General features: G+C 59.9%; 28 protein-coding genes and 2 pseudogenes. 17 read left to right on the forward strand and 13 right to left on the reverse strand.

The window, feature by feature from the left end:
* The first annotated feature begins 189 nt into the window (after positions 1-189).
* The 5 genes from EPAKOI_RS25680 (at position 190) to EPAKOI_RS25700 (ending at position 3,305) form a co-directional block, all read left to right on the forward strand.
* Positions 190-630, forward strand: coding sequence for an Hsp20/alpha crystallin family protein (locus EPAKOI_RS25680; protein WP_423194736.1), 441 nt, complete (start codon positions 190-192; stop codon positions 628-630).
* A 16-nt stretch (positions 631-646) separates the two neighbouring features.
* A complete protein-coding gene (locus EPAKOI_RS25685; RefSeq protein ID WP_423194737.1) occupies positions 647-1,054 on the forward strand; it encodes an Hsp20/alpha crystallin family protein in 408 nt (135 codons plus the stop codon).
* An 86-nt stretch (positions 1,055-1,140) separates the two neighbouring features.
* Positions 1,141-1,704, forward strand: a complete 564-nt coding sequence (locus EPAKOI_RS25690; protein WP_423194780.1) for an Hsp20/alpha crystallin family protein — start codon at positions 1,141-1,143, stop codon at positions 1,702-1,704.
* Positions 1,705-1,930: 226 nt separating this feature from the next.
* Positions 1,931-2,311: a hypothetical protein gene (locus tag EPAKOI_RS25695; protein ID WP_423194738.1), complete on the forward strand. Its 381-nt coding sequence runs from the start codon at positions 1,931-1,933 to the stop codon at positions 2,309-2,311.
* A 148-nt stretch (positions 2,312-2,459) separates the two neighbouring features.
* Positions 2,460-3,305: a DUF3626 domain-containing protein gene (locus EPAKOI_RS25700; RefSeq protein ID WP_423194739.1), complete on the forward strand. Its 846-nt coding sequence runs from the start codon at positions 2,460-2,462 to the stop codon at positions 3,303-3,305.
* A 212-nt stretch (positions 3,306-3,517) separates the two neighbouring features.
* Here EPAKOI_RS25700 and EPAKOI_RS25705 read toward each other — a convergent pair whose 3' ends face one another.
* Positions 3,518-4,633, reverse strand: a complete 1,116-nt coding sequence (locus EPAKOI_RS25705) for an L-dopachrome tautomerase-related protein (protein ID WP_423194781.1) — start codon at positions 4,631-4,633, stop codon at positions 3,518-3,520.
* Between the two features lie 824 nt (positions 4,634-5,457).
* Here EPAKOI_RS25705 and EPAKOI_RS25710 point away from each other — a divergent pair.
* Positions 5,458-5,658 carry a DUF2188 domain-containing protein gene (locus EPAKOI_RS25710; RefSeq protein ID WP_423194782.1) on the forward strand — a complete coding sequence of 67 codons (201 nt, stop codon included), beginning with the start codon at positions 5,458-5,460 and terminating at the stop codon, positions 5,656-5,658.
* Positions 5,659-5,959: 301 nt separating this feature from the next.
* Here the strand turns inward: EPAKOI_RS25710 and EPAKOI_RS25715 are convergent, their stop codons facing one another.
* Positions 5,960-6,142 carry an integrase core domain-containing protein gene (locus EPAKOI_RS25715; RefSeq protein ID WP_423194740.1) on the reverse strand — a complete coding sequence of 61 codons (183 nt, stop codon included), beginning with the start codon at positions 6,140-6,142 and terminating at the stop codon, positions 5,960-5,962.
* Positions 6,105-6,544, reverse strand: a pseudogene (locus EPAKOI_RS25720) (transposase); the annotation flags it as partial. The pseudogene EPAKOI_RS25720 and the gene EPAKOI_RS25715, both read right to left, overlap by 38 nt.
* Positions 6,545-6,803: 259 nt before the next feature.
* Between EPAKOI_RS25720 and EPAKOI_RS25725 the strand changes: the two are divergent.
* Positions 6,804-8,540: a glycosyltransferase family 39 protein gene (locus EPAKOI_RS25725; RefSeq protein WP_423194741.1), complete on the forward strand. Its 1,737-nt coding sequence runs from the start codon at positions 6,804-6,806 to the stop codon at positions 8,538-8,540.
* Positions 8,541-8,561: 21 nt separating this feature from the next.
* On the opposite strand, the gene EPAKOI_RS25730 is transcribed toward EPAKOI_RS25725, so the two are convergent.
* Positions 8,562-9,233 (reverse strand): winged helix-turn-helix domain-containing protein, encoded by a 672-nt coding sequence (locus EPAKOI_RS25730; protein WP_423194742.1) that lies wholly within the window; start codon positions 9,231-9,233, stop codon positions 8,562-8,564.
* Between the two features lie 174 nt (positions 9,234-9,407).
* On the opposite strand from EPAKOI_RS25730, the gene EPAKOI_RS25735 reads away from it, so the two are divergent.
* Together EPAKOI_RS25735 and EPAKOI_RS25740 are read left to right on the forward strand one after the other, a co-directional pair.
* The gene (locus tag EPAKOI_RS25735) at positions 9,408-10,460 is read left to right on the forward strand and encodes a bifunctional UDP-4-keto-pentose/UDP-xylose synthase (protein ID WP_423194743.1); all 1,053 of its coding nucleotides are present in this window, start codon (positions 9,408-9,410) and stop codon (positions 10,458-10,460) included.
* A gap of 614 nt (positions 10,461-11,074) precedes the next feature.
* Positions 11,075-11,242: a DUF2188 domain-containing protein gene (locus tag EPAKOI_RS25740; protein WP_423194744.1), complete on the forward strand. Its 168-nt coding sequence runs from the start codon at positions 11,075-11,077 to the stop codon at positions 11,240-11,242.
* Here the strand turns inward: EPAKOI_RS25740 and EPAKOI_RS25745 are convergent.
* From EPAKOI_RS25745 to EPAKOI_RS25760, 4 genes are all read right to left on the reverse strand, one after another.
* Positions 11,239-11,565 carry a hypothetical protein gene (locus EPAKOI_RS25745; protein WP_423194745.1) on the reverse strand — a complete coding sequence of 109 codons (327 nt, stop codon included), beginning with the start codon at positions 11,563-11,565 and terminating at the stop codon, positions 11,239-11,241. The genes EPAKOI_RS25740 and EPAKOI_RS25745 overlap by 4 nt on opposite strands.
* Positions 11,566-12,757: 1,192 nt before the next feature.
* Positions 12,758-12,964: a hypothetical protein gene (locus EPAKOI_RS25750; RefSeq protein ID WP_423194746.1), complete on the reverse strand. Its 207-nt coding sequence runs from the start codon at positions 12,962-12,964 to the stop codon at positions 12,758-12,760.
* A 268-nt stretch (positions 12,965-13,232) separates the two neighbouring features.
* Positions 13,233-13,652, reverse strand: a complete 420-nt coding sequence (locus EPAKOI_RS25755) for an HU family DNA-binding protein (protein ID WP_423194747.1) — start codon at positions 13,650-13,652, stop codon at positions 13,233-13,235.
* Positions 13,653-13,761: 109 nt separating this feature from the next.
* A complete protein-coding gene (locus EPAKOI_RS25760; RefSeq protein WP_423194748.1) occupies positions 13,762-14,208 on the reverse strand; it encodes a hypothetical protein in 447 nt (148 codons plus the stop codon).
* Between the two features lie 339 nt (positions 14,209-14,547).
* Between EPAKOI_RS25760 and EPAKOI_RS25765 the strand changes: the two genes are divergently transcribed.
* A complete protein-coding gene (locus tag EPAKOI_RS25765; protein ID WP_423194749.1) occupies positions 14,548-14,919 on the forward strand; it encodes a hypothetical protein in 372 nt (123 codons plus the stop codon).
* A 133-nt stretch (positions 14,920-15,052) separates the two neighbouring features.
* On the opposite strand, the gene EPAKOI_RS25770 is transcribed toward EPAKOI_RS25765, so the two are convergent.
* Together EPAKOI_RS25770 and EPAKOI_RS25775 are read right to left on the reverse strand one after the other, a co-directional pair.
* Entirely contained in the window at positions 15,053-15,418 is a 366-nt protein-coding gene (locus EPAKOI_RS25770) for a response regulator (protein ID WP_423194750.1), read from the reverse strand.
* 2 nt (positions 15,419-15,420) lie between these two features.
* Complete coding sequence (locus tag EPAKOI_RS25775; protein ID WP_423194751.1) at positions 15,421-16,881, reverse strand: RAD55 family ATPase; 1,461 nt, start codon at positions 16,879-16,881, stop codon at positions 15,421-15,423.
* Positions 16,882-17,622: 741 nt separating this feature from the next.
* Between EPAKOI_RS25775 and EPAKOI_RS25780 the strand changes: the two genes are divergently transcribed.
* A complete protein-coding gene (locus EPAKOI_RS25780; protein ID WP_423194752.1) occupies positions 17,623-18,759 on the forward strand; it encodes a hypothetical protein in 1,137 nt (378 codons plus the stop codon).
* 652 nt (positions 18,760-19,411) lie between these two features.
* Here EPAKOI_RS25780 and EPAKOI_RS25785 read toward each other — a convergent pair.
* Positions 19,412-19,717: a hypothetical protein gene (locus EPAKOI_RS25785; RefSeq protein ID WP_423194753.1), complete on the reverse strand. Its 306-nt coding sequence runs from the start codon at positions 19,715-19,717 to the stop codon at positions 19,412-19,414.
* Between the two features lie 267 nt (positions 19,718-19,984).
* Positions 19,985-20,404 carry a PaaI family thioesterase gene (locus tag EPAKOI_RS25790; RefSeq protein ID WP_423194754.1) on the reverse strand — a complete coding sequence of 140 codons (420 nt, stop codon included), beginning with the start codon at positions 20,402-20,404 and terminating at the stop codon, positions 19,985-19,987.
* Positions 20,405-20,603: 199 nt separating this feature from the next.
* On the opposite strand from EPAKOI_RS25790, the gene tnpA reads away from it, so the two are divergent.
* Genes tnpA through tnpC form a run of 3 tightly spaced genes read left to right on the forward strand, consistent with a single transcriptional unit; the run spans position 20,604 to position 23,039 of the window.
* Positions 20,604-21,068 carry an IS66-like element accessory protein TnpA gene (gene tnpA, locus EPAKOI_RS25795; protein ID WP_008652244.1) on the forward strand — a complete coding sequence of 155 codons (465 nt, stop codon included), beginning with the start codon at positions 20,604-20,606 and terminating at the stop codon, positions 21,066-21,068.
* Positions 21,068-21,418, forward strand: coding sequence for an IS66 family insertion sequence element accessory protein TnpB (gene tnpB / locus EPAKOI_RS25800; RefSeq protein WP_008652247.1), 351 nt, complete (start codon positions 21,068-21,070; stop codon positions 21,416-21,418). The genes tnpA and tnpB overlap by 1 nt, the downstream gene beginning before the upstream one ends.
* Positions 21,419-21,449: 31 nt before the next feature.
* Positions 21,450-23,039 carry an IS66 family transposase gene (gene tnpC / locus EPAKOI_RS25805; RefSeq protein ID WP_008652249.1) on the forward strand — a complete coding sequence of 530 codons (1,590 nt, stop codon included), beginning with the start codon at positions 21,450-21,452 and terminating at the stop codon, positions 23,037-23,039.
* A gap of 48 nt (positions 23,040-23,087) precedes the next feature.
* Here tnpC and EPAKOI_RS25810 read toward each other — a convergent pair.
* Positions 23,088-23,270, reverse strand: a pseudogene (locus EPAKOI_RS25810) (phosphohydrolase); the annotation flags it as partial.
* A gap of 178 nt (positions 23,271-23,448) precedes the next feature.
* Here EPAKOI_RS25810 and EPAKOI_RS25815 point away from each other — a divergent pair.
* The 3 genes from EPAKOI_RS25815 (at position 23,449) to EPAKOI_RS25825 (ending at position 25,878) form a co-directional block, all read left to right on the forward strand.
* Entirely contained in the window at positions 23,449-24,858 is a 1,410-nt protein-coding gene (locus tag EPAKOI_RS25815; RefSeq protein WP_423194755.1) for a PLP-dependent aminotransferase family protein, read from the forward strand.
* A 123-nt stretch (positions 24,859-24,981) separates the two neighbouring features.
* Positions 24,982-25,398 (forward strand): cupin domain-containing protein, encoded by a 417-nt coding sequence (locus tag EPAKOI_RS25820; protein WP_423194756.1) that lies wholly within the window; start codon positions 24,982-24,984, stop codon positions 25,396-25,398.
* A 24-nt stretch (positions 25,399-25,422) separates the two neighbouring features.
* Entirely contained in the window at positions 25,423-25,878 is a 456-nt protein-coding gene (locus tag EPAKOI_RS25825; protein WP_423194757.1) for a carboxymuconolactone decarboxylase family protein, read from the forward strand.
* The last annotated feature ends 270 nt before the right edge of the window (positions 25,879-26,148 follow it).

Genomic DNA, 26,148 nt, shown 5'->3' on the forward strand with positions numbered 1-26,148 from the left:
CCGTTTCTTGGCGATTCGCCAAACCTGCCCACTTGAAATTTGGGTGGCAAGCTACTATTTTTATTTTCGCTCAGGCAGTCGCGACCAACGCGCGCGCTGCGTGTTTCTGTTTGTTTGCCAGCAGCTTGGCAGGTCGATGGGAGCGCGTATGCCATTCGCCTCCTCGCTGCATGGAAGGAGGATACGACCATGAGCGACCTTTCCATTGGGGCTGACCTCTTCAACGAACTCGACCGCGTCCAAAGGCAGGTGGCGAGCTTGTTCGGCGGCTTCCCGTCAAGCATTCGCTCCGGCCGCTTTGGGGCATTCCCCCCAGTGAATATCGGAGCTACGGACAATTCCATCGAGATCGTCGCGTTCGCAGCGGGGCTCAGTCCGGACAATTTCGAAGTCTCCATCGACAAGGGTTTGCTGACAATCAGTGGTGAGCGCCCAGCGATGCAATCAGGAGATGATCCCGAGGTGCGTTTGTACGCGCAGGAGCGCTTCGTCGGCACGTTTCGGCGTGTGGTCGAATTGCCGCAAGGGGCAGACCCTGACAAAGTCCAGGCGCGCTATTCGAACGGCTGCCTGTCTATCAGTGTCGGCAAGCGGGAAGCTTCGAAGCCGCGGGCGATCGCGGTCCAGTAATGCCAAGGAGACTGCCATGAACGAGACTACTCAAGTGGCGGAACGCAATCAGTACGCTGCGACAGAAAGTCAGGAGAAAAGGTCAACGTCGGCGATGACCCTGCCGCCCGCAGTCGACATCGTCGAGGACGGCAACGGCGTCACCCTTTGGGCTGACCTTCCAGGTGTCACTAGGGACAAGCTCAACGTGAATGTTCACGACGGGAACCTACATATTGAGGCCGAAGCAGTTGTGCCAACCCCTCAAGGACTGCGGGTGCAACATGCGGAAATTCGCCAGCCCCACTTCGCGCGCGCTTTTTCATTAAGTGCGGACCTTGACCCCTCAAGGATCGAAGCTTCACTGCAAGATGGCGTGCTTAAGCTGACGATTCCGCGTCGCGAGGAAGCGCGTCCGCGGCGCATTGCGGTAAACGTCATGTGAATTGGGTCGGGCAGGCGCCGGGAGGTTGAATGGGCGGCCTCGTCACGCCTGCGGAGTTTTGGCCTTGCACATTGGATGAGGGCACGATGAAAACCGAGCTGGGAAAGTGGAACCCCTTTAAGTTCCTACGCAAATCGACCGCAGACGTTCAGTCGAGGGGCGAGCCGCCGGATCTTCCCGCGCCGAAGCACTGGTCACCAGATAGGCTTGACGCCTCTGACCTGTTTTCAGGAGATCCCTGGCGGGCAATGGGCGAATTTCTACATGAACCCATGGCCGGCTTTCGGGGGCTCGATCGCTGGTTCGGCGACTTTAGTTCGTCTCGTTTCCAGCCGCGGATCGACGTGGTCGATGATGGATCGACACTGAGAATCACGGCAGAGCTTCCGGGTATGGATCGCGAAGACCTAGAGACCACCATAGAGGAGGGCGCACTGGTGTTGCGAGGTGAAAAAAAGCAGGACATTCGGAGTGAAGAGAGCGGCTGCTACAGACTGGAGCGGGCATACGGGTACTTCATGCGCAGTATCCCGCTGCCGGATGGTGTCGATATTGAAAACGTTGAGGCGAAGTTCGACCAGGGCGTGCTGACGCTGCAGTTCCCCAAGCTCAGCTCGTCACAACCCGTGGTGAGAAAGATCCAGGTGTAGTGAGCAGGAAGTGTATAGCTGCGCCATGATTGTGCTCGCGTGACCTTGCTGCGCTCGGCCAGGAGTATCCGCTGCTGCCCGAGCGTGACATCCGTTTGCCGTTGCTGCCCCCAAAGCGCTCGTAAGCTGCGGAATTGGCTGTTGCGAATCGATGCTCAGGGTCTCTTGAAATCGCCAAGATGCGTGTCAATTTTGTCCGGCAAACACATCCGAGATGGAGAATTCAATGGAGTTCGATTCTGAGTGGGTTACTTTGGGCAGGCATCGGGTGCGACTTAAATGCACGAGAGGTTTCCCTACGGAGCGGACGCGGCGCGTGGCGGAGGTTGTCACAGTCGCGATCGAAAGCAACCTCAGCGCGCGGGCGCGCTTGGTCGATGTTACGGCGCAAGGTGACGCCTACGTGATCAGTATCGGCACGACCTTCGAAAAAGACAGAGTGGCGGCTCCCCACTTAGAAGTGGCGCTGGCCACGATTTTCGGCTTAAAGGCTGAACAGGTCACGATTGACGTCGTCGTCGTAAGTCAGACTGAGGTGGATACGCATTTTGGCGTTTATGAGCGCATGCTGGCAGAGAAGCTAGGCACCGTGCCGCCCATACAGTAAAACACGAGGCCTGATCAACTGAGGGAAATGAAGCGGGATACAGGTAGAACATCCTTCCCGGCTGCAAGTGTCAATCAATTCTATGGGCGGTCAGTGTGCTGCCCGTAGAATTGGCCAAATCGTTTCCTGAAGTCGATTCTACGACACCATGTCATTAGCCCTCACCTCCGCCGCCAGGGCATGGGCCCACATTGCCGCAATATCCGCGGGCAAGCCGGTCGATCCGGCTTGGCGTGTAACGCTGAACTTCCACCCCGATCGAATGTTTCGTGGTCGACCTCTATTGGCAGTGTTGGCGGAAGAAGGCGTGTATCGAACTCAGTTCGAAACTGGCACGAGCAATGGGGGGCTGTCCGCCTATCCCGGTGGCGATCGCTGGCAATGGGAAAGCCGAATCTTCGGGCAGGCCTATGACACAGCACCCGCTTCCGAGCGGCCGCGCTATGGCGCGCTGAATGTAGGCCATGCATCCGCTGGCGCGGCGCCCCGCTTTGGGTCGGCGCATTTACGGCTTGCACCCGGCGTGCTGTCTCGAACGACGTTTTGCCATCCAGACAGCGTCTACGAGCCGAGTCATTTCGGCGTGGCCGACCGTTTTGCCCTTGTCGAACGTTTGGCTGCTGCGGTTACTCATGGCGACCCGCTTGACCATTACATTGAGGCCCATGTTCATGGTGGCGTGGTGATTGACCGCGACGTGGAGGCTATCGTGCTCGACCCATCGTTCCGGCATAGCGAAGTCGAGGCGCTTGCTCATGCATTGCCCTGTCGTGTCGAATGGCACGCTGGGTTTCGCGCAGAAGCGGATCTGCTGCGCCGACAGTCCGAGTACCGTGGGTCGGCTGTCGCAAAACTTGCTGCGTCCCTGGCAGGCGCACACCCACTCACGCCGGTACGGATTGGCGAGGCCGCGCGCAGCGGCCAGTACGATCCTCAGATGCTTAAGCAGGTGTGGCACTGCCTGGCCCGTTTCGGCAACAGCAATCACCGCTAAGCCAGGTCCGGAATTGCTCGCTCGACCACGTGACTAATGTTCTACGCCGTGCCGGGCGGACCTGGAAGTAGGTTGGGTGGATGACGGCTACTGCCTGACGCGGCGGCCGCCGGCGCCGTTCCGATCGGTACCGTTTGTACACCGTCGTCGAGGAAAGCATGGCCGGCGCAGAGGGTAGCGTCTCATTCACGTGGAAGTACTGTGCATTTCGCTCAACGAGTAGGCGCAGGCTTTACTCCAATGTGCAGCCGGTACAGCACGTAGGGCTTCACGCGCATATCCTTACCGCCTTGAAATCCCGCCTGGCGATGCAACTGGTTGGCCGTGACATAAAGATAGCCGTCTGGGCCAACCGAAAGCGTGTCGGGCCAAAGTAACCGGTCATCCTGCACAAGGGTTTTCCACGTACCGGACGTGCCTAATGTTCGGATGGCATTGTTTTCATAGTCGCTGGCGTAGACCGTCCCATTAGCATCAGACTCCAACCCGTCGGATGCGCCTTTCTCGCCGAGGTCTGAGACCGCCTTTCCGATCTGCGCGTCGGTCAATGCCGGATCGCGCAGCATGGCGGTCGGCACCGAATAGAGATGTCGGCTGGATAGTGGAGAGTAGTAAAGCGTCTTGCCATCCGGGCTTAACGCAATGCCGTCGGAAGCCACGGTAAACGGGCTGATATTGCCGGAAGCGTCTCGCGCGCGCATTGGCTTGCCTTCAACGACCGGGCGGAACGATGGATCAGCCGACGTCGAAGGATGGCCAGTGAGGCGGCGGACAGCCTTACCCGTGTCCAGGTCTACTACGATCAGTCCCCCGGTGCCGGAGAGCGAAGAATCCGTGATATACGCGACGCCGGACCTCCCGATGCGCAAGTCGAAGCGCATGTCATTGACGTAGGTCCGTTCAAGCATGACGTCGGGAGGGAAGACGATAGTCTTTGCAATCTGGTCAGTTTTCAGGTCGATTGCGACCAGCTTGGCTCCGCCTGGGGCTGGGTTGGAGAAATTCGGAGCCCCGGTATCAAGTACCCAGACCCGCCCCTGGCCGTCGGCCACCACGCTTTGAACGCTGAGGAAGGTGTCCCGTGGCCGCGAATTGTCGGGTTTATTGACTGCTGCATCGGGGTATGCGCGCACCTGGCCGTCCCGAAGCTCTCCGACGGTGAACGGGACATCATCGCCCCAGCGCGGAAAGTTGACGAAGATTCTACCGCCTTCGGCGACGGTGACGCCGGTGGGCATGGCTCCGTTGAATGTTGCGACCGCTTCCAACGTCGGTGATGGAGTTGCCGCAAGGGGAGCGCTGAGCGGAGCCAGCCAGGCCACCGCCATGGTGACAGCGAACGCAAGCGGCCCCCGGAGGTGGCGGGCCCAAATTCTGTTGTTCAGCGTTGAGTTCATGATAAGAGTCCTAGTGGATTTGTACGTGGTTGGCAGACTTTCCAGTTCCATTCGCGTCGGAAGATCGAAGGAGGGCGCGATGGTTTCGTGGGTACATCTTCGGCGCTAGCGGCTTGTCGAAAAATAGAGGAAATAGGGCAGGACTTTCCCTCATATAGTGAAAATGGGTTGGCAGCTTCTGTTTTCGGACGCAGCCGAGTACAAGGAACCGTTCTCCTGGACCGCCCAGAGGAAGGGGGGCGGTATATGCATACAGCGCTTGAGGTGCATTTTGGTAAGTACGCCATGGGCACATCCGCCCGATCACGGGCGCGGACTTCGACCCCGATGCCTTCGAGCAATTTTGGGGATTCGAGCCGGTGCAGAAGGGCTGCAAGTTGCTACGGGCGGCGAGGCTGGCGGAGCCGTCTGGGCGGCCGCTTTCTGCGGGGGCAGAAAATGCTTACCCACACTGCGTTGCGACGCGTGCCAAAGGGGGGCGAGATAATAGACCTTAATCCTTAATCTCAGATTAGCACGGACCGACTGCTGTAGGACGCACACTTACCTCTTTTGTCCGCTATCTAAGCTAGAAGGAAGCCCTCAGTATCGCGGTGCTGGATACAGCAACTCGTTCCTAAATTTCGCCGCAGCGCGTTCCGGCTGCGGTGTTTTCTTTGGCGTTCCCCGCGGTCAGGCTAGGGTGAAGCGCCCCTTTTGCAACCACCCCCGTTTCACCGTTTCAGGAGAGCTTCGTGGCTAATCGAGACATCCATGTGGTTCCCGCAGGGGAGGGATGGGCCGTTGAAACGCCGCAAGGCGGAGAGCGAGCTATGTTCTCAACCCAGGAGGAGGCTATTGCGGCGGGCATCGAGCGCGCGCAGCGCGAAAGGGTCGAGCTATTGATCCACGGCCGCGACGGCCGGATTCGGGCAAGAGACTCCTTTAGCCGTGACCCCTACAGCGTCAAGAGCTAGATGCAATTCCGTAAGCGCATCGGCTCGCCCCGCCTTTCGCTGTGTGGCCACCGTGTAGAGCCGTCGAGGCTTACTGTTCAAGGTGCAAAAACGGCCTACTCGCAGCGAGACCGCGCCGATTCGACGCAAGAAAGGGGCTAACGGAGACGTCGGCTTTCAGCATGATCCATGTCTTGCTTAAGCGGTGGGCCGGTTGTGGACAGCTTGGTCGGATTGCGGGTGCGGGATGGCATAGCGTCTATCACCGTGGAAACCAAGGAGCCGTGGATTTGCCCCCGTGTCCCCGGACACGGTCACACCCTTAGATTGATAAGGCCATCGCACGCCTGAACTCGCGCGGAGAGCGGTAATTCAGGGCGCTATGGGGGTGCTGCTCGTTGTAGTGCTCGAAGGCAATGGCCAGATTGCGAACGGCCGTCTCGGCATCAGGCTTGGGCATAAAGGCGACGCCAGTCTGCAGGGCGAGCCAGCTTCTCTGCCACATTCGAGCGCGCTACACCGAGAACTTCGCAGACCCGCTTCACAGGTCGTCCCCCGGCAATGAGGGTGAGCGCGCAATCCATTTTCGCGACTTCATTACCTCCACGGCCTCACGGAGAATTTCGTTCTCCATGGTCTTCTTGCCAAGCAGGCGCTGTAGCTCACGGACTTGCTTGAGCGCTTCGCTCAGCTCCGATGCCGGCACGACTTCTTCACCGGCACTGACTGCAGATAGACTGCCGCCCTGGTACAGCTTGCGCCACTGAAAGAGCTGATTAGGATTGACTCCATGCTGGCGCGCCACCATCGATACCGTCTTACCCGGCTCGCAGCTTTCGCGCACCATGGCGAGCTTCTCATCCGGCGACCATCGCCGCCGGCGCTCCGGCCCCGTCAACACTTCCACCAATTCCTGCTTCGTTTTAGTCATAAACACAGTCGTATGCCTGCCCGCTATTGTAAGTGGGAGACTGTGTCCGGCGTTTCAGGGGGCCGATCCAAGCCGCTAGAGGAAACTGCGGCCACATACCACTGGTAATGGCCGCCGACGAATCATCGTTACTAGCCGGCTTAACGTCCAATTAAGGTTCTTTAGGTAGTCTGTCGGGACTGTTCCTTGCCGGCATTGAGACCGCCGGTATCCCTGTCGCTACATAGAGATCCCCATGCCTCACCGCAAGCCCCGGCTCTCTCGCCTCCCGCCGGCCGGCGTACCGCTGTATGGCCAGGGATCGATCGCCCCCCATCTGTCCGGCGCAGGCTGGGCCGCCCTGTGGGTTGCCGCCGCCCTGCTGCTCTGGTTCGGTACGCTGGGCCTGGGTCACCTGCTGGGGCCCGACGAAGGCCGCTACGCGGAAATCTCGCGCGAAATGCTGTCCACCGGTGACTGGGTCACCATCCGCTACAACGACCTCAAGTACTTCGAGAAACCGCCCTTCCACATGTGGGCGACCGCCGTGGTCTACGCGCTGTTCGGCATCGGCGAGTGGCAGGCCCGGCTGACGGTGGCGCTGGCCGGCCTGCTCGGCATGGCGATGACGATGCTGGCCACGTGGCGATGGTTTGGCCTGCGGGCCGCCGCCTTTGCCGGGCTGGCGCTGCTGGCCGCACCCATCTGGAGCATCGCCGCCCACTACAACACGCTCGACATGACGCTGGCCGGCGTCATGTCCTGCGTGCTGGCCTGCATGCTGATGGCCCAGCACCCGGACGCCGCGCCCGCCGCGCGCCGCAGGTGGATGCTGGCCTGCTGGGCCGCGATGGGCGTGGCGATCCTGACCAAGGGGCTGGTCGGCATCGTCCTGCCGGGGCTGGTGTTGCTGGTCTACATGGCCGTGACGCGCGACTGGCGGCTGTGGCGGCGCCTGCATCCCGTGCTGGGCGCGCTGGTCATGCTGGCCGTCACCGTGCCGTGGTTCTATCTGGTGGCCAGCCGCAACGCGGAATTCCTCCATTTCTTCTTTATCCACGAGCACTGGCAGCGCTACACGACCAACCTGCACGCCCGGAGCGGCCCCCTCGCCTACTTCGTGCCGATCCTGGTCGGCGGCTTCCTGCCCTGGATCGGCCTGTGGCCACGGATCTGGGCGGCCGTGCCCCGCACGGACGGGCGCCAGCCGCCCGCGTTCCGGCCGGCACTGATGGCCGGCCTCTGGGCCGCATCGATCTTCGTGTTCTTCAGCCTGTCCCATTCCAAGCTGCCCGGCTATATCGTGCCGGTCGTCCCGGCGCTCGGCCTGCTGGCCGGCGTGGCGCTCGACAAGCTCGACCCCGCCGCCTGGCGCAGGCAACTGCGGATCATGGCGGCGATTGCCGGCTGCGGGCTGCTGGCCGCGCCGTTCGTGGCGACGCTGCATGCCAACCACACGCCCAACGCGGTCTGGCGCGTCTACGCCGTGTGGGTCGCCGCGGCCTTCCTGATCATGCTGGTGTCGATCGCCATCGCCGGCGTGCTGGCGCGCCGCGGCGTGCTGCGCAGCGTGGCGGTGTACGCGATGGGCATGTACCTGGGCTTCAGCACGGCGCTGGTCGGCTATCAGGCTGTCGCAGGCCCCGTATCGGGCGCAACGCTAGCCAACGAAATCAAACGCGTGCTGACACCCCAGATGCGGCTATACGGCGTCGAAATGCTTGACCACACGCTGCCGTTCTACGTCGGCCATCCGCTGACGATGGTCGGCGCGGCGGACGAGCTGGCGTTCGGCACCGACATCGAGCCAGGCCGCGCCGTTCCTTCCATCGCCGCGTTCGAAATACAATGGTCGGGGCCCCAGCCGGCCATGGCAATCATGACGCCCCAGACCTATGAAACCCTTGTCGGCACGCCGAAGCTCCATCTCATCTACAGGGATTGGTATCGGGTTCTGGTAGCCAACACTGCAGAGCTCTTGCCCGGGAACTGATGTGGCGTCGTTGCGAGCAGGTCAGGTTAAGGCAGTCTCAAGAGTTTCTGACGTCCCAAGCGTATAGCCAGCGCCCCGCCAAGTGCGAACGATATTTGGATGTATCTTGGACCGCAGGCTATCGATTTGAGTCTCCACTTGATTCCTTGCAAGGGTTTGACAATCGGAAAAGAGCGCGCTTTGCAGAAACTCGACGGTCAGCAACTGGCGCGGATGGCTGAGGAAAGTCTGAAGCAGCTTCGCTTCGGTAGGCGTCAACTCTACGAGATTGCCGCGCCAACGTGTTCGCAGCGTGCCGGGCGCGAACTCCAGGGGGCCATGACTCCACGTTTTGTCCGCGTGGGCGGAGAAGGTGACGTCATTCAGGGTTGTGGCCAGCAGCTCAAGTGAAACGGGCATCGGCAGATAGCAAATGACTCCTTGCTCACCGCGGACATAGTGGGAGTGCAACTCCCGCGCGGAAAGGGCGACTATAGGAACCCGCAGTCCTTGTTGGCGCCAGCGGCTTATCGTCGCTTCCCCCTCATCTTTAGGGCCTAGGGAAACGACTACTGCTTCATAGTCGCCGAGAGCGAGTGCCTCATCGGCTTCAGAAACGGACGCCGCCCAATCCACTGAATGTCCGATGATCTTTAGGCCTCGCTGCAGTCCGTCGCCGATCATTCGGTCGCTTTCGCAGATCAGGATTCTCATGTCTACTCAATTCCGCGGGGGTATACAACGGACCGTAGCTCCGGGTTAATCAAGACTTAAGGGAAACCCGTTACGCTACGCGCCCTCATTTATATCCTATTTGTGACTGAGTATGCGGAGAAAACACGAACTTCAACATGGTCCCGCCGTCAATGCTGATATACGGGGGCGGGCGTGAAAAGAGTGCTTATCCTGGGGGTCAACGGCTTCATTGGCCACCACCTGACGCGCCGCATCCTGGAGACCACGCAGTGGGAGGTCTACGGCATGGACATGGCGTCCGACCGCCTTGGCGACCTGGTGAACCACCCGCGCATGCATTTCTCCGAGGGTGACATCACGATCAACAAGGAGTGGGTCGAGTACAACATCCGCAAGTGCGACGTGATCCTGCCGCTGGTGGCCATCGCCACGCCAGCCACCTACGTCCGCAACCCGCTGCGCGTGTTCGAGCTGGACTTCGAGGCCAACCTGCCGATCGTGCGCAGCGCCGTGAAGTACGGCAAGCACCTGGTGTTCCCGTCGACCTCCGAGGTCTATGGCATGTGCACCGATGACGAATTCGATCCCGAGGCGTCGTCGCTGGTCTACGGCCCGATCAACAAGCCGCGCTGGATCTACGCCTGCTCCAAGCAACTGATGGACCGCGTGATCCACGCCTACGGTATGGAGCAGGGCCTGAACTACACGCTGTTCCGCCCGTTCAACTGGATCGGCGCCGGGCTGGACTCGATCTTCGAGTCGAAGGAAGGCTCGTCGCGCGTGGTGACGCAGTTCCTGGGCCATATCGTGCGCGGCGAGCCGATCAAGCTCGTCGACGGCGGCGCCCAGAAGCGCGCGTTCGCCGATATCTCGGACGGCATCTCGGCGCTGATGCAGATCATCGAGAACAAGAACGGCGTGGCCAGCGGCAAGATCTTCAACATCGGCAATCCGGCCAACATCCACTCGGTGCGCGAGCTGGCCGAGATGATGCTGTCGATGGCGGCCGAGTACCCCGAGTACGCCGACTACGCGCGCCAGACCCGAATCGTGGAAACGTCGTCGGGCGACTTCTACGGCAAGGGCTACCAGGACGTGCAGCACCGCGTGCCGAAGATCGACAACACGGTGCAGGAACTGGGCTGGAAGCCCGAGGTGACGATGGAGCAGGCGCTGCGCCGCATCTTCGAGGCGTACCGCGACAAGGTGGTGGACGCCCGCACGCTGGTGGCTGAGCAGTGTTGACCGCTATGCGCAGGTCTTTAACTACGCGGCGACCCCATCATGCTACCGACTAGGGCTTCCTTGAGGGGCTGGAAGAGCCGGTTGGTGATCACCCCGGCGTCGAGTACGAAGATTCCATACTTCTGGACAAATTCCACCGCAGCTCCCGCTGGCCCCGCGTTCACTTTGACTCTCTGTATTTGAGCGAGTGTCGGATGCTCAGGCTGTGCAGAAGGCGGCCTGTCGATGTCGATGGTAGGGCGTGGCGCAGGCCGGTCGGTGGCAGCACCACAAGGGGTATGGGGGCTTCAAGGGCCTCCCCAGAACATTAACGGCAGATTAAGGCGGGCGTCTCGGTGTCGGAGGCGCAACTACCCCTTACGTCGGCTATCGAAAAGAGAGTGCTGCCTTCAGTGTTGCGGGTGCTGGAAACAGCAACTCGATCCTAAATCTTTGCGCCGCAGCGCAGTTTGTCTGCGGCACTTTTTTCCTCATTGGCGGCGAGTCCTAACGTCTGCCCCCCTTCGCGCCCGTACTGAATTAACCATTTCAGAAGTTGGATGTCTCTGCGAGAGCTTCACGCAGTCCACGCAGACGGGATGGGCCATCGACGTGTCAGATGGCGGAACTCGATTATGTTCGTCACGCAGGAGGACGCGATTGCGACGAGTACCGCGAACGCAAAACGCGACAAGGGGGCACTGTTCATCCATGGTCTCGATAGGCAGATCCGGGTGCGAGACTTACGGGTCTATGCCCGTACGACGCGCAGGCCTCCCTCCCGCAGGCGAATAGTCCGTTAGCGAACGGAAACTACAACAACTACCAGGCAGTATGGCTCCCATAGCCAGAGAACAATACCATGCCATCTGCGGCTTCCAATGCCACCCATGTCTATGATGCGCTTGCTGCAGCCCTGCATCGGGCCGAGGAGCTGCTCGACCACCGCGATGTCCTTGTCGCGATCGAGCGCTTCGGCATGGTCCATATCAAAAGTCCCTACGCTGGGGCTACTGTCGATGATCGGTTCGAGTATCGAGATGCAGAGGGCGACATGGTCACCTTGTGGCAACACCTTGACTGTCGGAATACGACGCCGCGCAACAAGTTTGTTCTGGAGTTGCATAGAGCCAACTCAGATCGGCATCGGGTCACCAAGGTGAGTTACTCGATAACGTAGCCATTACATCTGCGCGTCATTCCTGCACAGTGGCGTAATAGGTTTCTTAACGCTACCTTGCAGGATGTGTGCCGTCATACGCGCCCCTTGACGTGCCCGCCGGTTGGTACGGACCATGCAAGGGCAGGAAACCAGAGCTCATGACGAGCGATGGAGCCGATACAGCAAATGAAGGAGGCAAAAATGACGAAGACCAGAGCAATGGCAGCGACTTTTGCAATGCTGGCAGCGGTAATGGCCGGCTGCACCGCAGCCGGCAGCGGAACAGGTTCCGGTTCCGTCGCAGGGTCAGGCAGCGTAACGCCCACCGATTCTCGCAGCAGCGGCACTCACACAGGGACTGCCCCGACGGGCGCCAGTGGTAGTACCAGCGGTAGTGCGAGCGGTAGCGGGGCAACATCGGGAGCGGCTGGCTCGAGGTAGAAGCGCGGCCACATTGTCGCGGGCATCACGAGTGTTGCCGAGATTTGAAGAGCCGCTCCGAAGTGACGGATGCAGGCATGACCCGCTGGGGGAACTACAACTATAACCGACTCGCGCCAAACCTTTCGTTGCCGAGAAATTGGCAATCTTTGCGTTCAGCCACGACCACCCCGGCCGTGGCTTTTTTTGGTCGTGCACGACGCCGCTCCTGCATATCGAACGGCCGTTTGTTCCGTTTCTGCCCTGGGGCATTCTGCCGCGCCGTGCCGGCCGCTGCGATGCCTGATTGTGCTGTCCAGCCGCTGTGGGGGGAGGTACTTGGCCATTGGCAACGCTTCCACGGGAGCGCTATCGCAGCGTCCGTAAGTTAGCGGACCGTGGGCTCTATCTCGGTGGCGATGGCGCAGTGGGGCAGGGCTCGCGAGTGCGCGGAGCGTTCGGCTACTAGCGATCCTCGCGCGCGATCGCGGATTCGTTTAGCGCCACGCTGCATGGGGACCGCGCGCTCACGCGCGGTGGCGGAAGGCTCAAATGGCTGCTCTGCAAAGCCTATAGCTGGCGCGACGCCTACACGGACCGGCAGGCAAATCTGGGCACGGGCGCGGTTCAGTCCCTGACGGCCAGCTACATCGCAGTCCGCCGCCTGTTCGTCTTCCTGCAAAGAAATTCGCGACTCCCGCCCTATGGCACGTAGTCTTAACGATAAGGCAGCCGGTCAACCAAGGGTCCAATCGACCCAATCCTTGGCCCATGCTAGACCCATTTCCTTTGCTTCCCCGATCGTGGGGAAGCACGCGATGGCCCCGGAATCCTCCACACGACGGCTAGCGATGTCCACGCCACCCGAGGCCTCAAATTGCCCGTTGCACAGCTTCCAGACAAATGCGCGCACTGTGTAGCCCTTATAGATTTCCGCAAACATAGAATCTCCAAATAGCCGCCGACGGCGGCGTACCGCATGCGCTTTCGTATGGGAGGAGCTTGCTCTACAAGCTAGCGGTTGACATGTGTGCCTGCGACTGGAAAAAATGCGGCGTTTCTGATAGGCCGGCATTCGGAGAGTTTATTGGAACCGCGTAGTGCGCGGCTCTTTGAGCGCGGCCGCAGTGGTCGATCAATCGGACAAGCGAGGGGGACGAATGTCCGAAAAGGGAGCAAGCTCCCTTTTTCGTGGGCCAACGGATTGCGTCTTAGAGCGCCGCGTCCTTCAACTTCTTCAGGGGACGCACCTTCACCTTTACCGAGGCAGGCTTGGCCGCGAACCATTGCTCCTGGCCGGTGAAGGGGTTCTTGCCGAACCGCTTCTTCGTTGCCGGTACCTGGACAGCAGAAACCTTGAAGAGGCCGGGCAAGGTGAATTCGCCCGCGCCCTTCTTGTGCACTGCGCTCACGATCGTGTTTTCCAGGTGCGCAAGCACCGTCTGAACGGTTTTTTTGTCCAGATGCGTTTGTTCCACTAGGTGTGCGACCAGGCTAGTCCTATTGAACGTGTCTTTCAGCGGCTTCGCCACGGGTGCGACGACTGCCTTCTTGGCCGCTGCGGCCTTTGGTGCGGGAGCCGCCGCTTCTTCTGGCACGGGTTTCGGGACGGCCGTCTTCTTCGTTGCCATGGATCTCCTTAGTCATGTAGTGCCGGACCTTTGCATGCTGGCCGGATCCGTGGAGCTTAGCGAACTTGCCCGGAGTTACGCAATGGGTGCATCGCTAAACTGTCGTGGCCTAGCATCCCAGGCGGTACTGTTGGTCGCGAAGGCTTCGATATTGCTGATGCAGGGTGTCCTGCCACTGAGGCGGGTTGTGCCGCCGCATGGAGGCTTCCACGGTTCGGGCCTGTTCGGCCAGCGCCTCACATACAGCAGCTTGGGGCGGAACCGCGACGGAATTAGTTATCGTGACGCTGCTGGGCGATGCCATCGAGATGTGGGCCGAGCGCGAGGCGAGAAACGCATGCTCCTGCTGACGGACCGAGTCGCTTTTGCCGACGGTGGATACCGTCCCTCCTGCAGCGGTTGGAACGAGTGCAAAGCCATTCGGGCAGTGTAGATCCTGTGTATACAGCACCTTTCCGGGTCGCTGGCATTTGGTGAAGGCTTGCACCATTGCAGCTTGCGACAACAACAACGCAAGCACGGCGCAGCGTATCGCTATTTGTCCCATGCGAAACATGGATCGTTCCGGATAATCCACCGCAGTCCGGCGAGAAGCGCGACGAAGACAGTGAGGGCGTAGGCAGTCCAATAGAGAGTGGTGACCATTTGCTCCCCTATTGTTCAGTTCGTGTAGCCAGGAAGATTGGCTAGCGAGTATGGCCTACCTGCGCAACGAAGGCCTCCCGGCTGAAGTAGGGGCTGGATGGTCTATGGGTAAGTCCATGCGCGGGGAGTCGCGCAGGTACGCCGGACGGCGAATTTGGCTCAGGATGCTGCCAAAAGCGGCCTCGGCTTTCGCGGAGACCCATGCTACTGTTACGGTAGAACCCAAAGGTTCACCGTCTATGGAGGCGTTATGGAAACGACTCGGCGTTTGCTGACCGTTGCCTTGCTGCTAGCCCTGCTTCCCGGGGGCGTGGCCAGGGGGCAATCTCAGAACAATGGAAGCGCGGCGTCGGCGATCTCCGAGGCCGTACAGGAAGGCAGCAACCCATATCGGCCGCCATCCGCGGTCAACCCGGAGAACAAATCGGACGCAAGCTACGAGGACCAGCGCCGCACTCGTTGCGACCAACTGCTGCGCGACATCGAAGAGACCGATCGGAAGCGCACGTATACATCGCCTGGTACTGCGACCACCAGTGCGCAGGGCCGCGCCATTCCCAAGCTTGAACGTGACAAGAGCTTGAAACGTCTGCAGCAAAGCTATAAGCAGAACTGCGCATAAGTCGGCCCGCATTCAGATCGGAAGCGAGAGGATATGCGAGACCGGCTGTCACCGTATGGCTGCCCGAGTTGGCGCGTGGTCGCCGTCACGGACGGATGGTTGTGAAATTAGAGAATATCAAAGGCCCAGAAGGCTATTTGTGGTCGTTTAACAGCTGAGAGATCGCCTCGATAATCCGTGGTGGATGGCATGGTTTCTCGAATACCACATTGAATAGATGTGGATGCTGACGACCAATGTTCGCCTGGGCTGCGGAAAGGAGGATCACGGGGATATCGGCGGTGGCAGCGTTCGCCCGAAGCTTCTCGGCGAACTCGAGCCCCGTCATTACTGGCATCATGAAGTCCGTGATGACGAGGTCTGGACGCTCTTCCGCGATGAGCTGTAGGCCAGCTTCACCATTTGTGGCAGTGCGGACTGACATACCCTCTGCTGCCAGCATGAACGCCAGCGCATCCGCATTCATCTCCTCGTCGTCGATTACAACTACCGCAGCCATGGTTAGGACCCGTGAAAATTCTGGCTCCCTGTGTCGAAGACTGGGGTGATTTCAGGACCGCCGGGTAGCAGCAGTCGGTTTGCGACCTGCAGCCCCCCCTGTCCGATGCTGACGTGATGGAAAGTGGCGTCGAAAGCGCTGTCCCGCATTTTCGCAATACCGATGAACCGGCGATGCTGTCCGTCGATGGTCGCGTGGCGCAAGTACACCAGGTTATCCATCACGCCCGCAAACTGAGGCAAGTGCTCTGGGCCAACCAAGGTTTCCACATCGCGGGCTTCCAGGGACACGAGAGTCGAGACGCCTTGGCCTCGCAGCTCGTTAGCTAGAGCGGTGTAGAACTCAACAAGCCGGGAGGGGTACAGCGCTGCTCGCTGGAAACCCATCATGCCGTCGACGAAAAGTCGATGGATACGATGAAGACGTACAGTTTCCAGAAGTTCGTGGCCCAAGGAATCCAATAAATTTTCTGTCATGGGATTCCAAAGAATGACCAGCGCCCCGGATCGCTCTAACCTCTCAAGATCAATGCCCAGGGCACGCCCCTTGGCTCGGAGTCGCTGCGGGGACTCGTAGAAGCCAAAATAGAGAGCCGGGCTATCTGGTGTAGCCATGCTTAGAAAGTTGAGACCGAAAGTTGTCTTGCCGCTCCCAGCGGGTCCCGTCAACAAAGTGACGGATGAAGGTGGAAGACCGCCGCCGACTAACTGGCCAAATCCCTGTACTCCCGGATCGACGCGCGCCTGAACGGACCATTCTTCGGCCGATGGTGTTCGTAGGAGTGCCTCTAGTCTCGGATAAACATCAATACCCACGCCTGAGATTCTGTACTGGTGCAGACCGCCAAGCGCCTCACTCCCTCGGGACTTGCATATCCGGAGCTGTCGCATAGTGCGGATGCCGGCGAGCTCTTCCTTGAGCTGGATCACGCCATCGACCATGGTGTGCTCGGGGCTAACGTCATCGTGGTGTGCGCTGGTGAGCAGAAGGACTGTGCAGCTGTTAAAGGCTGCGTGGCTTTGCAACTCTGCCACAAAAGTCTTGACGTCCAGCGCGGACTCCGCCTTGTCCTTAGCGATCAGCAATCCGTCCAGTACAAGCAATGTACAGCGATGGCGGGCCAGCTCATTGCGTAATGTGCTTATCAGGGCGCGAAGGCCTTCTTCCTGGAGCACCTTAAAGAGGCTCAGATAGAAAACGTTCCTTCCGATGGTGGCCGGACGGTAGAAATCGAATGTGGCCAGGGACTGAAATAATCTTTCGTGGGACTCGGCCAGTAGCGTGACATACAAAACCTGCTCCCCCTTCATCGCCTGATGAAAGGCTATCTGGTTGGCCAGGATCGTTTTGCCGGCACCCGGACTTCCTTGAACTATGTAGGAGGCCCCCCGCACCAAACCGCCGCAGAGGACCGTGTCCAAGCCTGGTACGCCACTTTTTATGCGAACGATATGTTCTGTCATGGTGAGCAACTACGAATGGATCGCTGGCGAAAACGTGCGCTAGGAAAATATTACATTACAGTACGCGTGGTGCTATATCCAAGGAGAAGCGCTGCGAGAAAGGTTTCGAGCGGTATGGGGAGGGTCGCCGCTCTTGTAGATAAGATCAGGATCCGGTTTTTTCTCCATGACGCTTCAAGCTTGGCGCCCACCGAGGATGACCTTGTTGCCGTGTTGACGGAACGCTCCCGCCGAGGCTCGGCCGATCAAGGTAGTGCCCACTGGTGTGGCCGGTAGTTCCACTCCGCTTGGGCTGAATGTGCGTCGGGAATCGGGCGCATGCAAATTCTGAGATTCGACAACCATGGCGTAAATAACGTAGATGCGTCGTTTTTAAGTCATGGAGTGCGATGCGCCATTCGCGCAAAAGATGTGGGTGGTCTGCCTTGATCAAGCGGCTCGTTTTCTATTTTCAAGCGTGAAAGTCAGGAAATTTGTGACTCATGTGCTTCCAGGGGCATTTCGGACTGCGAAGACGTTTAGCGTGGACAGCCGTGCATTGGGAAGCGAGCGTGCATGCCGTCCATTTCTATGGCATTTATACATTTTCGGAACGGCCAAGCCTCGGCAAGGGCTCATGGGGTCCATCCCCCGCACTTGGCGGATTGCGATCCAGCAAATCGTGACCCGTAATCGGCCTGTTCAGTTCAGAGCCGGCCTTGTATCATGTCTTCTCAAGAGTTTTGAGAATTCTCAAGGAATATGAGAACTGTTGAGAAGAACCTCCCCGATCCGTGGCATTTTGCTCGCCCCGAACTCGCGCAGGCGTATCTGAGCGCGTTCGAACTCGGGCTGTCCGCCGCGCGTGGCCTCTTTGCTCGCCGTCGCATGGGAAAGACTGAGTTCTTGCGTCGGGATCTCTTGCCAGCGGCGGTGGCTGGGGGCTACCTGACCGCGTATACGAATCTTTGGGATAACAGATCCTCTCCGGAAACAGCCCTCGTGGCGGCACTCACCCAGGCGCTGGAGCCCAAAGGCGCGGGTGCGCTGATGGCCAGGCTTGGCGCACCGGTCAAGAAGGTAAAGGCGAGTGCCAAGCTGACCGGCGTAGGGGAGGGGACTCTCGAAGCCGAATTGGGGAAGCCGGGCTCGGACCGGACCATCGCACTGCATGAGGTGCTAAAACAAATAGACCGAGCGAAGAAGCCGCTTCTACTTGTCATCGACGAAGCACAGGTGCTTGCCGGAGCGGACCACAGCGATTTTGCGCACGCTTTGCGGGCCGCGCTTGATATCCGGAAAGATCGCATCAAGGTGATCTTTGCTGGCAGTTCCGAGACAACGCTCCGCGCAATGTTTGCGCGAGCATCTGAGCCGTTCTATAACTGGGCGCCGCTTGAGCCGTTTCCCCTTCTCGGCGACGAATTTGTCGCCTTCACGGTCAAGCTGCTGAACAGCATGGCGCGCCAGAAGCTCACCCTTGAGCAAGGCAAGCGGGCCTTTGAGGAACTACACCGCACACCCGAATTCTTCAAACGATTCATCGAGCGGTACATGATGTACCAACCTCAGGGCGAGGCTGCCGCGCTAGCTTACACGAAGACCTCGGTATTCTCCGATGAGCATTCGCTGGCGCAATGGCGCGACATGAAACCTGCCGATCGCGCCATCTTGTATCTTCTGGCCCGAGGTGAGTCCGACCTGCATTCCGCGGCGACTTTGGAAAGGCTGGGCAAAATGATTGGCAAAGTAGCTACGCGCAACACCACAGGTCACGCACTGAGGCGGTTACTGGCGGCGAATCTCGTCACGCGCCTGGCGATGGGCGACTACCGAATCGAAGACGAAGCGTTCGCCGAGTGGGTTCGTGGCCGGCCCGAGCACGTCGCAGATGCCTGACGACTGCTCATCTACTGTACAAGCAGCCTAGAACTCAAGGGGTTTGAGCCGAACTTCACCAGGCGACTCCTTGCCCATGGGAGATTGAGCGAGCCTGATTCGCTCCTCTAGATCGGTAACGCCTGCGAGCCAAAGAAAACTACTAGCGAACCAATTTCATCGAAGGAGTAGCACGGGGACGCGTCGAGCTACGACTCGTAGCACCCCGGCGCCTTGTCGCTCCGTCCATCGCGGCCGTAATCATAAGCGGGAGCCTTATTCCAAAGGGGCGGAGGGCAATTCGCCGAAGGCTGATCGACGCCGCGAGCATCCTCCATTTGGACTTTAGGAACCTGCGACGCAAGGTAGACAGCCCTGGATGCGAATGCGGCCGCCAAGGTCAGCGCAGTGACAAGAATGGTTTTACCGAGAAATCGAAGCCAGCGGGGCAGCATTTAAATCGTGACCTGTCGGTTCATCAGATGACCCAGCGCAAACCTGCAGAAGCATCGCTGCTGCTATCCGGCCTCATACTGTATGAATATACAGGCATGATCCGGTGAGGGCAAGAAGCCCAACACTGGCGCGACATTTGACGTTACGGCAGGGTAGCGCACCGTGTGCCCGCTCTTGCTCCAACATCGCGCAGTATTGGTCGGGCTACGGATGATGGCTACGGTTTGGAGGAGAAAGGGACAAGTTCGCAAGTCGTGCAATCGATGTCGCCACAGGCCGGAAGCATTCCGGCCTCCGGCCCGTGTTGGTACGACAGACCGGTATTGGCGGCCGCCCAAATGGCGCGCAATTGATCGCGCGAGATGCAATCGAGTGGCCCAGCTCCGAAGCGAAAGATCTCCTTGCAGGCTTCCACCTGCCAGAAAGCGTCGCTATCGAGCCAACGCTCGATAGCGGCCAATGTACGGTCAAGCTGTTCATTGCCATTAGGCTGGTCTACGGGTGGCTGGGAATCGAGGGGCATGGACGGCCTTCAGCATGGTCTTGGAAAGAAATCACTGGCTGTCATAGAGACTCCAGTTAGATACCCTCAAGCTACACCACGGCCAGCAAAGTCAAGCCCAGGCCAGCCAATTTTCCTGTAGACACCGCGTGTAAAGTCGCGCGATTTATGCAACTAACTGCCAAGAGATGCAAACGCCAGGGATCGCCCTGCGGGCGCCCGCGTGTAAGAATAGGGGCTGAGTGCAGCTAGGATTTGCCGGATATTTCGGCCACATTGCGGGAAATGTTACTTAGGAACCGTGACCATCGTGGCCTGCATGAGCGCAATCACCTTGTAGGTGTCGCCGTCTCCGAACGCTCGGATTTCGCCAGTGCAGACCGACAATAGCTTCCCTGCATTCTGGACCCGTCCGATGGCCAGGAATCGCTCGCCCAGTGCTGGGCGCATCAAATTGACCTTGAACTCGGCCGTAACAACCTCTAGCCCACGCTGGGCTTTCGTCAGGGCAGCATAGCCGCACGCGCTGTCAAGCACGCTCGTTGTTGCTCCCGCATGGAGATAGCCGTGCTGTTGAGAGAGATGCATGGAGAAGGGTAGCTCTATGTGTACCTCTCCGCTTGCAACATGGAGCAGCCGCGCGCCAAGGGTCCTCATCAAGCCCTGCGCGTCAAAGCTAATGGCAATCCGGTCGTAGAGTTCGTCCATCGGTGAAGGAAAAGAGTGTCGTCGTTCGTTACGTTACCGTTCCCTGCCAACAAGGACTCCTGAGCGACTTCGTAGGGTGACAACCCAGTCGATTGCTGCTGGCTAATCCGATTGACCGTAAGCGCTCAATTGACGACGTCTGGTATTGAAGGCTGAACGTTGGCAGGCTAGCGTCCGCAAAGACTTTGCGGACGCAAACATGATCCAAGACGAGATTGACCTATTTCCGCTGCAGGCGGTGCGAGTCCGCTCCAATGGGAAGCGCGACTACGAGCCAGCGGCCAAGCGGCGTCTGATTGAGTTCTGTCTTCAATCGGGAGCATCGGTCTCGGGCACGGCGCTCAAGGCCGGTATCAACGCTAACCAGTTGCGCAAATGGATTCGGGACTACCGAGATTCAGTGCAGGCGCGAGGTGCGTTGCCGGCATTCGTGCCGGTTGTCCAGGAGGTTCAGGATTCGCGGCCAATCGAGACACTTGCAAAGGTTGCGGTGCCGCGTCACGAAGCGGCATCAGCGACTGGCGATCCGCCACCGCGGCAAGCGCAACCGCTGGCGCTCTTGAGCGCAAAGCTGCCCAACGGTGTATCACTTGAGCTCGAATGCAGCGAGCGAGACGTTGGGCTCGTAAAGGCAATGATCGAAGCACTGAGTGGAGACCGTTGATGTTTCGGCTCGACGCTGAGCTGCGGGTGTATCTGCATCGCGACGCAGTGGACTTCCGTAAGAACATCAACGGCCTGGCACTGCTGGTCGAGCAGACGCTCGGGCTGGATCCGTTTGCATCGGCTGTATTTGTGTTCCGTAACCAGCGGGCCGATCGCATCAAGATTCTCGGGTGGGATCGCAACGGCTTCTGGCTATTGTTGAAGCGATTGGAGGCGGACCGGTTTGCCTGGCCACGCGAGGCGGCTGTGGCTACGCTGACGGTCGAACAGTTGCACTGGCTGCTCGAGGGAATCGACATCGAGGCGATGCGCCGGCACCCGCACCGAGAATACCATCGCGCTGCGTGAACGCTGTTTGGCGGCAGCGGTCTAACCCGCCATGCCATCCACGCCCGTCACCGTTACCGCCGCCGAGCTGCAACTGTTGCGAGACGCCGAGCGCGAGCTCAAGGCAATACTCGCGGAACGCGAGGCAATCAAGGGCGAACTGCGTGTGATGACGGTCCAGCGAGACCTGCTCTTGGAACAGCTCAAGGCGTTTCAGCGTAAGCTGTTCGCCGCAAAGAGCGAGGCGCGAGGCTCGGAGCAGAAGGACTTGTTCCTCAATGAGGCCGAGGCCTTGGCGACGGCGGCCGCGCAGCCGGCGCAGGAAGAAGAAGGTACGCCCGAGACCGAAGTGGCCGGACACAAACGCAAGAAGCGCGGCCGCAAGCCGCTCGACCCGGCGCTGCCCCGTGTCGAGGTTCGTCACGAACTACCCGAATCGGAACGCGTCTGCCCCCTCGATGGCCAGGCTCTGGTCGAGATTGGCGTCGAGGTCAGCGAACAGCTCGACATCGTGCCGCAGCAGGTCCGCGTGATCCAGCACCAGCGGGTCAAGTACGCCTGCCCATGCTGCGACGGCGGCATCAAGACGACGCCGGCACCGGCGCGCATTATTCCCAAGGGACTCCTTACCGAATCGGCGCTGGCCTGGTGCATCACCTCGAAGTATCAGGATGGCCTGCCGCTGTACCGCCAGGCAGCGCTGCTGCATCGCTTCGGCGGGGACCTCTCTCGCGGCACCCTGGCCGCAAGCATAGTGCGAGTAGGCCAGGCGGTGCAGCCAATCATCAACCTGCTGCGTGACCATCTGCTGGAAGCAGACGTCGTGTACGGTGACGAGACAACGGTACAGGTGCTCAAGGAGCCCGGCAGGCCTGCCCAGAGAAAGAGCTTCCTATGGGCGCAGATGAATGGCACAGGGCCGCCGGTACGGTTGTTTGCCTATAGCCCGACACGCGAGACAAAGCAGGCTACGGCTCTCTATGCCGGCATCAAGCCTGGGGCGGTGTTGATGACCGACGGCTATGCACCATACGACGACGTCGCAAACACCTATCAGTTGGTGCATCTCGGATGCTGGGCACACGCGCGCCGCTACCTGGTCGAGGCGGAGCAAGCCTTGCCCAAGGACAAACGCCCCGACCACCCGGTCACCGGATTCCTGCAGCGCATCGGCAAGCTGTTTGCCATCGAAAGCCACACGCTCAAGATGAAGCCGGAACAACGGCAGCAGGTTCGCGCCGAACAAAGCCAGCCGCTGCTGGCCGAGATCGAAACGATGCTGCTGCAACATCTGCATACCGTGCTGCCGCAAAGCCTGTTCGGCAAGGCGCTGCACTACCTGCATGGGCAGTGGCCAAAGCTCGTGCGCTACATCGAGAACGGAACCTGGCCGATCTCGAACAATCCCTGCGAGAACGCGATTAGGCCATTCGTGATCGGACGGAGAAACTTCCTCTTCTGCGACACCGTGGCCGGTGCCAACGCTAGCGCAAGTCTTTACTCGCTGGTGGAAACCTGCAAGGCCAACGACGTCGATCCGTATCAGTATCTCGTTGCCTTGTTCAAGGCGTTGCCACACGCACAGACCGCCGACGACTACGAGGCTCTGCTGCCCTGGAGGCTCAAGCCCTCAACCGTCTAGCGGATACCGCCGGCGGCCGCAAGGGGCGCCCTTAAAAGACCGCTTACGGTCGAACGCTACGCGCTTTCGCTCTCCCAGTAGTGCGCCCCATAGATAGACGCGCGTGGAGTGGTTGAAGAGCAGTTCGCTTTCGGTGTCGCGAATGAGCTGCGCGACCTCGCGCGCTAGCTGGCTGTCGGGGATGACGACACCAAGACTTTCGATTGCGGGCGCTGCCTTATCCTGCTTCATCGGATTCCTCGCGTTGTTGAGAGCGTGCGATTCCTGCAGCACGCTTGATTTCCGGAGCCCGCCGCGTGAGTCATTGAACCCGAACGGGCCTAGCGGCATGACACCGACAAAATTACACCTCTCCTTGGGTTATGGAAAAGGCCTAAGATTGGACAATTCGAATGTACTATGCGCGTCCATGACAAAGCTTTCTATCGGCCTCGATCGGTCCGGGCGCATCTCTCTATCGGCGCAAATTTACGGCTCGATTCGAGAAGCGATCGAGTCGGGCCAGCTTTCCGCTGGCGCACGGCTGCCGTCCTGGTCTGATCTTTCCACCCAGCTCGGCGTGTCCCGGGGCACAGTGCGGGCCGCCTATGAACGGCTAATTGACGAGCAATTCGTGATCGGCCTTGGCGCGGCCGGCACCCGAGTAGCCGCGCGGCCATTGCCGGCGACGACGGGATGGTCGCCGGAGGCGCCGCCGCTTCCGGATCTGTTCTACGACTTCAGCACAGCGCCGTTGGCGTTCCAAATGGGGGTCCCCTCCCAGGACGCCTTTCCATTCAAGCTCTGGTCGCGCATTCAGGCGCGTGCGGCCCGCCGAGCAGCAGCGGCTCCCGTCGGCTACCCCGACCCACGTGGCGAGCCGGATTTGCGCCAGGAGATCGCTGCGTATCTTGGCGTCTCACGCGGGCTTCGATGCAGCCCCTCCCAGGTCTTCGTCACCGCAGGGTTCTCCGGCGCGCTCAATCTGGCGATTCGCGGGCTTCGCTTGGAAGGTCGCCAAGCCTGGCTGGAAGAGCCCGGCTTTCCGCTCACACGCGCGGCGCTCGGGCTGGCCGGCATAACCGTGGCAGGAGTGCCGGTCGATGTGGACGGGCTTAATGTCGACGCCGGCATTCAGATCGCTCCCGAAGCCGCCCTCGCGGTGGTCACGCCGGGCCAGCAGGCGCCGTTCGGAATGACGATGTCGCTTTCTCGAAGAATCTCACTGCTCGGCTGGGCCCAAAAAAACAATGCCTGGATTGTCGAAGACGATTATCTCGGCGACTTGCAGCTGAAAGGGCGGGCCGCGCCGGCGCTGGCGTCGCTCGATTCGGATGGACGGGTGCTGCACATCGGGACCTTCAGCAAGACGATCAGTCCGGCACTGCGTTTGGGGTTTCTCGTTGTCCCGCCTGCCCTGGCACGCCACTTTGGAGACGTCGCAGCGTGCCTTGCGCCCGCGCCGACTACTTCCGTGCAACACGCCGTTACCGAGTTCATGCACGACGGACACTATCTTCGCCATCTGCGGCGTATGAAACGTCTCTACGCTGCTCGACAGGAATCACTCGTTCGTTGCCTGAAGGGCCTGGCCTCGCAATCGATCAGAGTGCAGGCGGCCGCCGGCATGACCGTCGTGGTCGCGACGCCCCCTTCGGCCTCTGATGTCGATATCGCTGCGCGGGCGCGAGCTTTCGGGCTAGCCCCAGTTCCTCTCTCACCTTGGTACACGAGCCATCCGGCGCAGCAGGGGCTACTGCTCGGCGTCACGAATATCGATGAACGAACCCTTGCGTCCAACTGTTCACGCCTGCTGGAACTGGTTCTCGGACGCCACTGATGGACCCGTGGCGCTAGATCTTTCGTCGCGTCTTGGTACATCGAAAATGTTCATTCATGGTGCTTTCTGAGTAGCCGCCTGTCGCACGACAATTCTGGGAGGTAAATCGGAGCCCCAACTTCCATGAACATTCGACGTATCGTAGAAGCCGTCTGCACAGCTGTGGCCTTTGGCATCGCCCTTCCTGCCAACGCGCATGACACGACGGAGACTGTCACACCAAACTTTCAGCGTGCCATTCCTAACATTCCGGGCAAGTCCTTGATCGCTGTCGTCGTTGACTATGCACCGGGCGCAGCGTCGCAGGCACATAGGCACGCAGGCTCGGCTTTCATCTATGCCTACGTCGTATCAGGCGATATAGAGTCACAGGTCGATGATGGCCCCAAGCGTGTCTACCATGCTGGCGAGAGCTTTTTCGAGGAGCCAGGCGCCGTTCATCGCATAAGCCGCAACGCGAGCGAAACAAAGTCTGCAAAGTTGCTCGCCGTGTTCGTCGCGGACAGCAACGACAGAGTGCTGACCACCCCCATCAAGTAATCCCCTACCTCAAGGAGTAACCTCGTGAGCAAGCGTCTTGACTACGTTCAGATTGCGCCGGAGGGCGTCAAAGCCCTTGGCGGCGTCTACGGCTACGTCATGCAGAGCGATCTGTCGCCGGTTCTCGTCGATCTGGTCTACCTGCGCGTCTCGCAGATCAACAACTGCGCCTATTGCCTCGACATGCATACACGCGACCTGCTGAAAAAAGGCGCTACGGTCGATAAGCTGGCGCTGGTGCAGGCATGGAGGGAAGCGGGCCATCTCTTCGACGAGCGCGAGCGTGCGGCACTAGCGTGGGCCGAATCGGTTACGCTGGTTGCACAGACTGGCGTGCCCGACATGGCCTACGAGGCGGCACGCGCCGTGTTCGATGAACGCGAGCTTGTTGACCTGACCATCGCCATCAGCCTGATGAATACCTATAACCGCATGGCGATCAGCTTCAGGAACACGCCTCAGGCCGTAATGGAGTTGTAGAACGCCGTCGCTTCCGATGGGCGCGACAGCTGCCGACGGGCATGTGCGACGGCAAGACAAGGGGTGTCGTGCAGCGACTCGGATTCTGGAGGGAACGAGCGCCGCCGGACGGCGCGTCCCTTCCATGGCGAGGTGTCTGCGATCGCCCGCCGAAAGGAGCCTTCCGTACTCAGCGCGTTAACGGGATTCTTGACAGCCATACCGTTCTCAATGGAAGCCGGAACGGCAGATGCAGCAAGAATTTCTGATTGACCGAGTATGACTTCACCT

Origin of the sequence: Cupriavidus sp. H18C2 (assembly GCF_049393795.1) — a bacterium.
Taxonomy (GTDB): domain Bacteria; phylum Pseudomonadota; class Gammaproteobacteria; order Burkholderiales; family Burkholderiaceae; genus Cupriavidus; species Cupriavidus pauculus_C.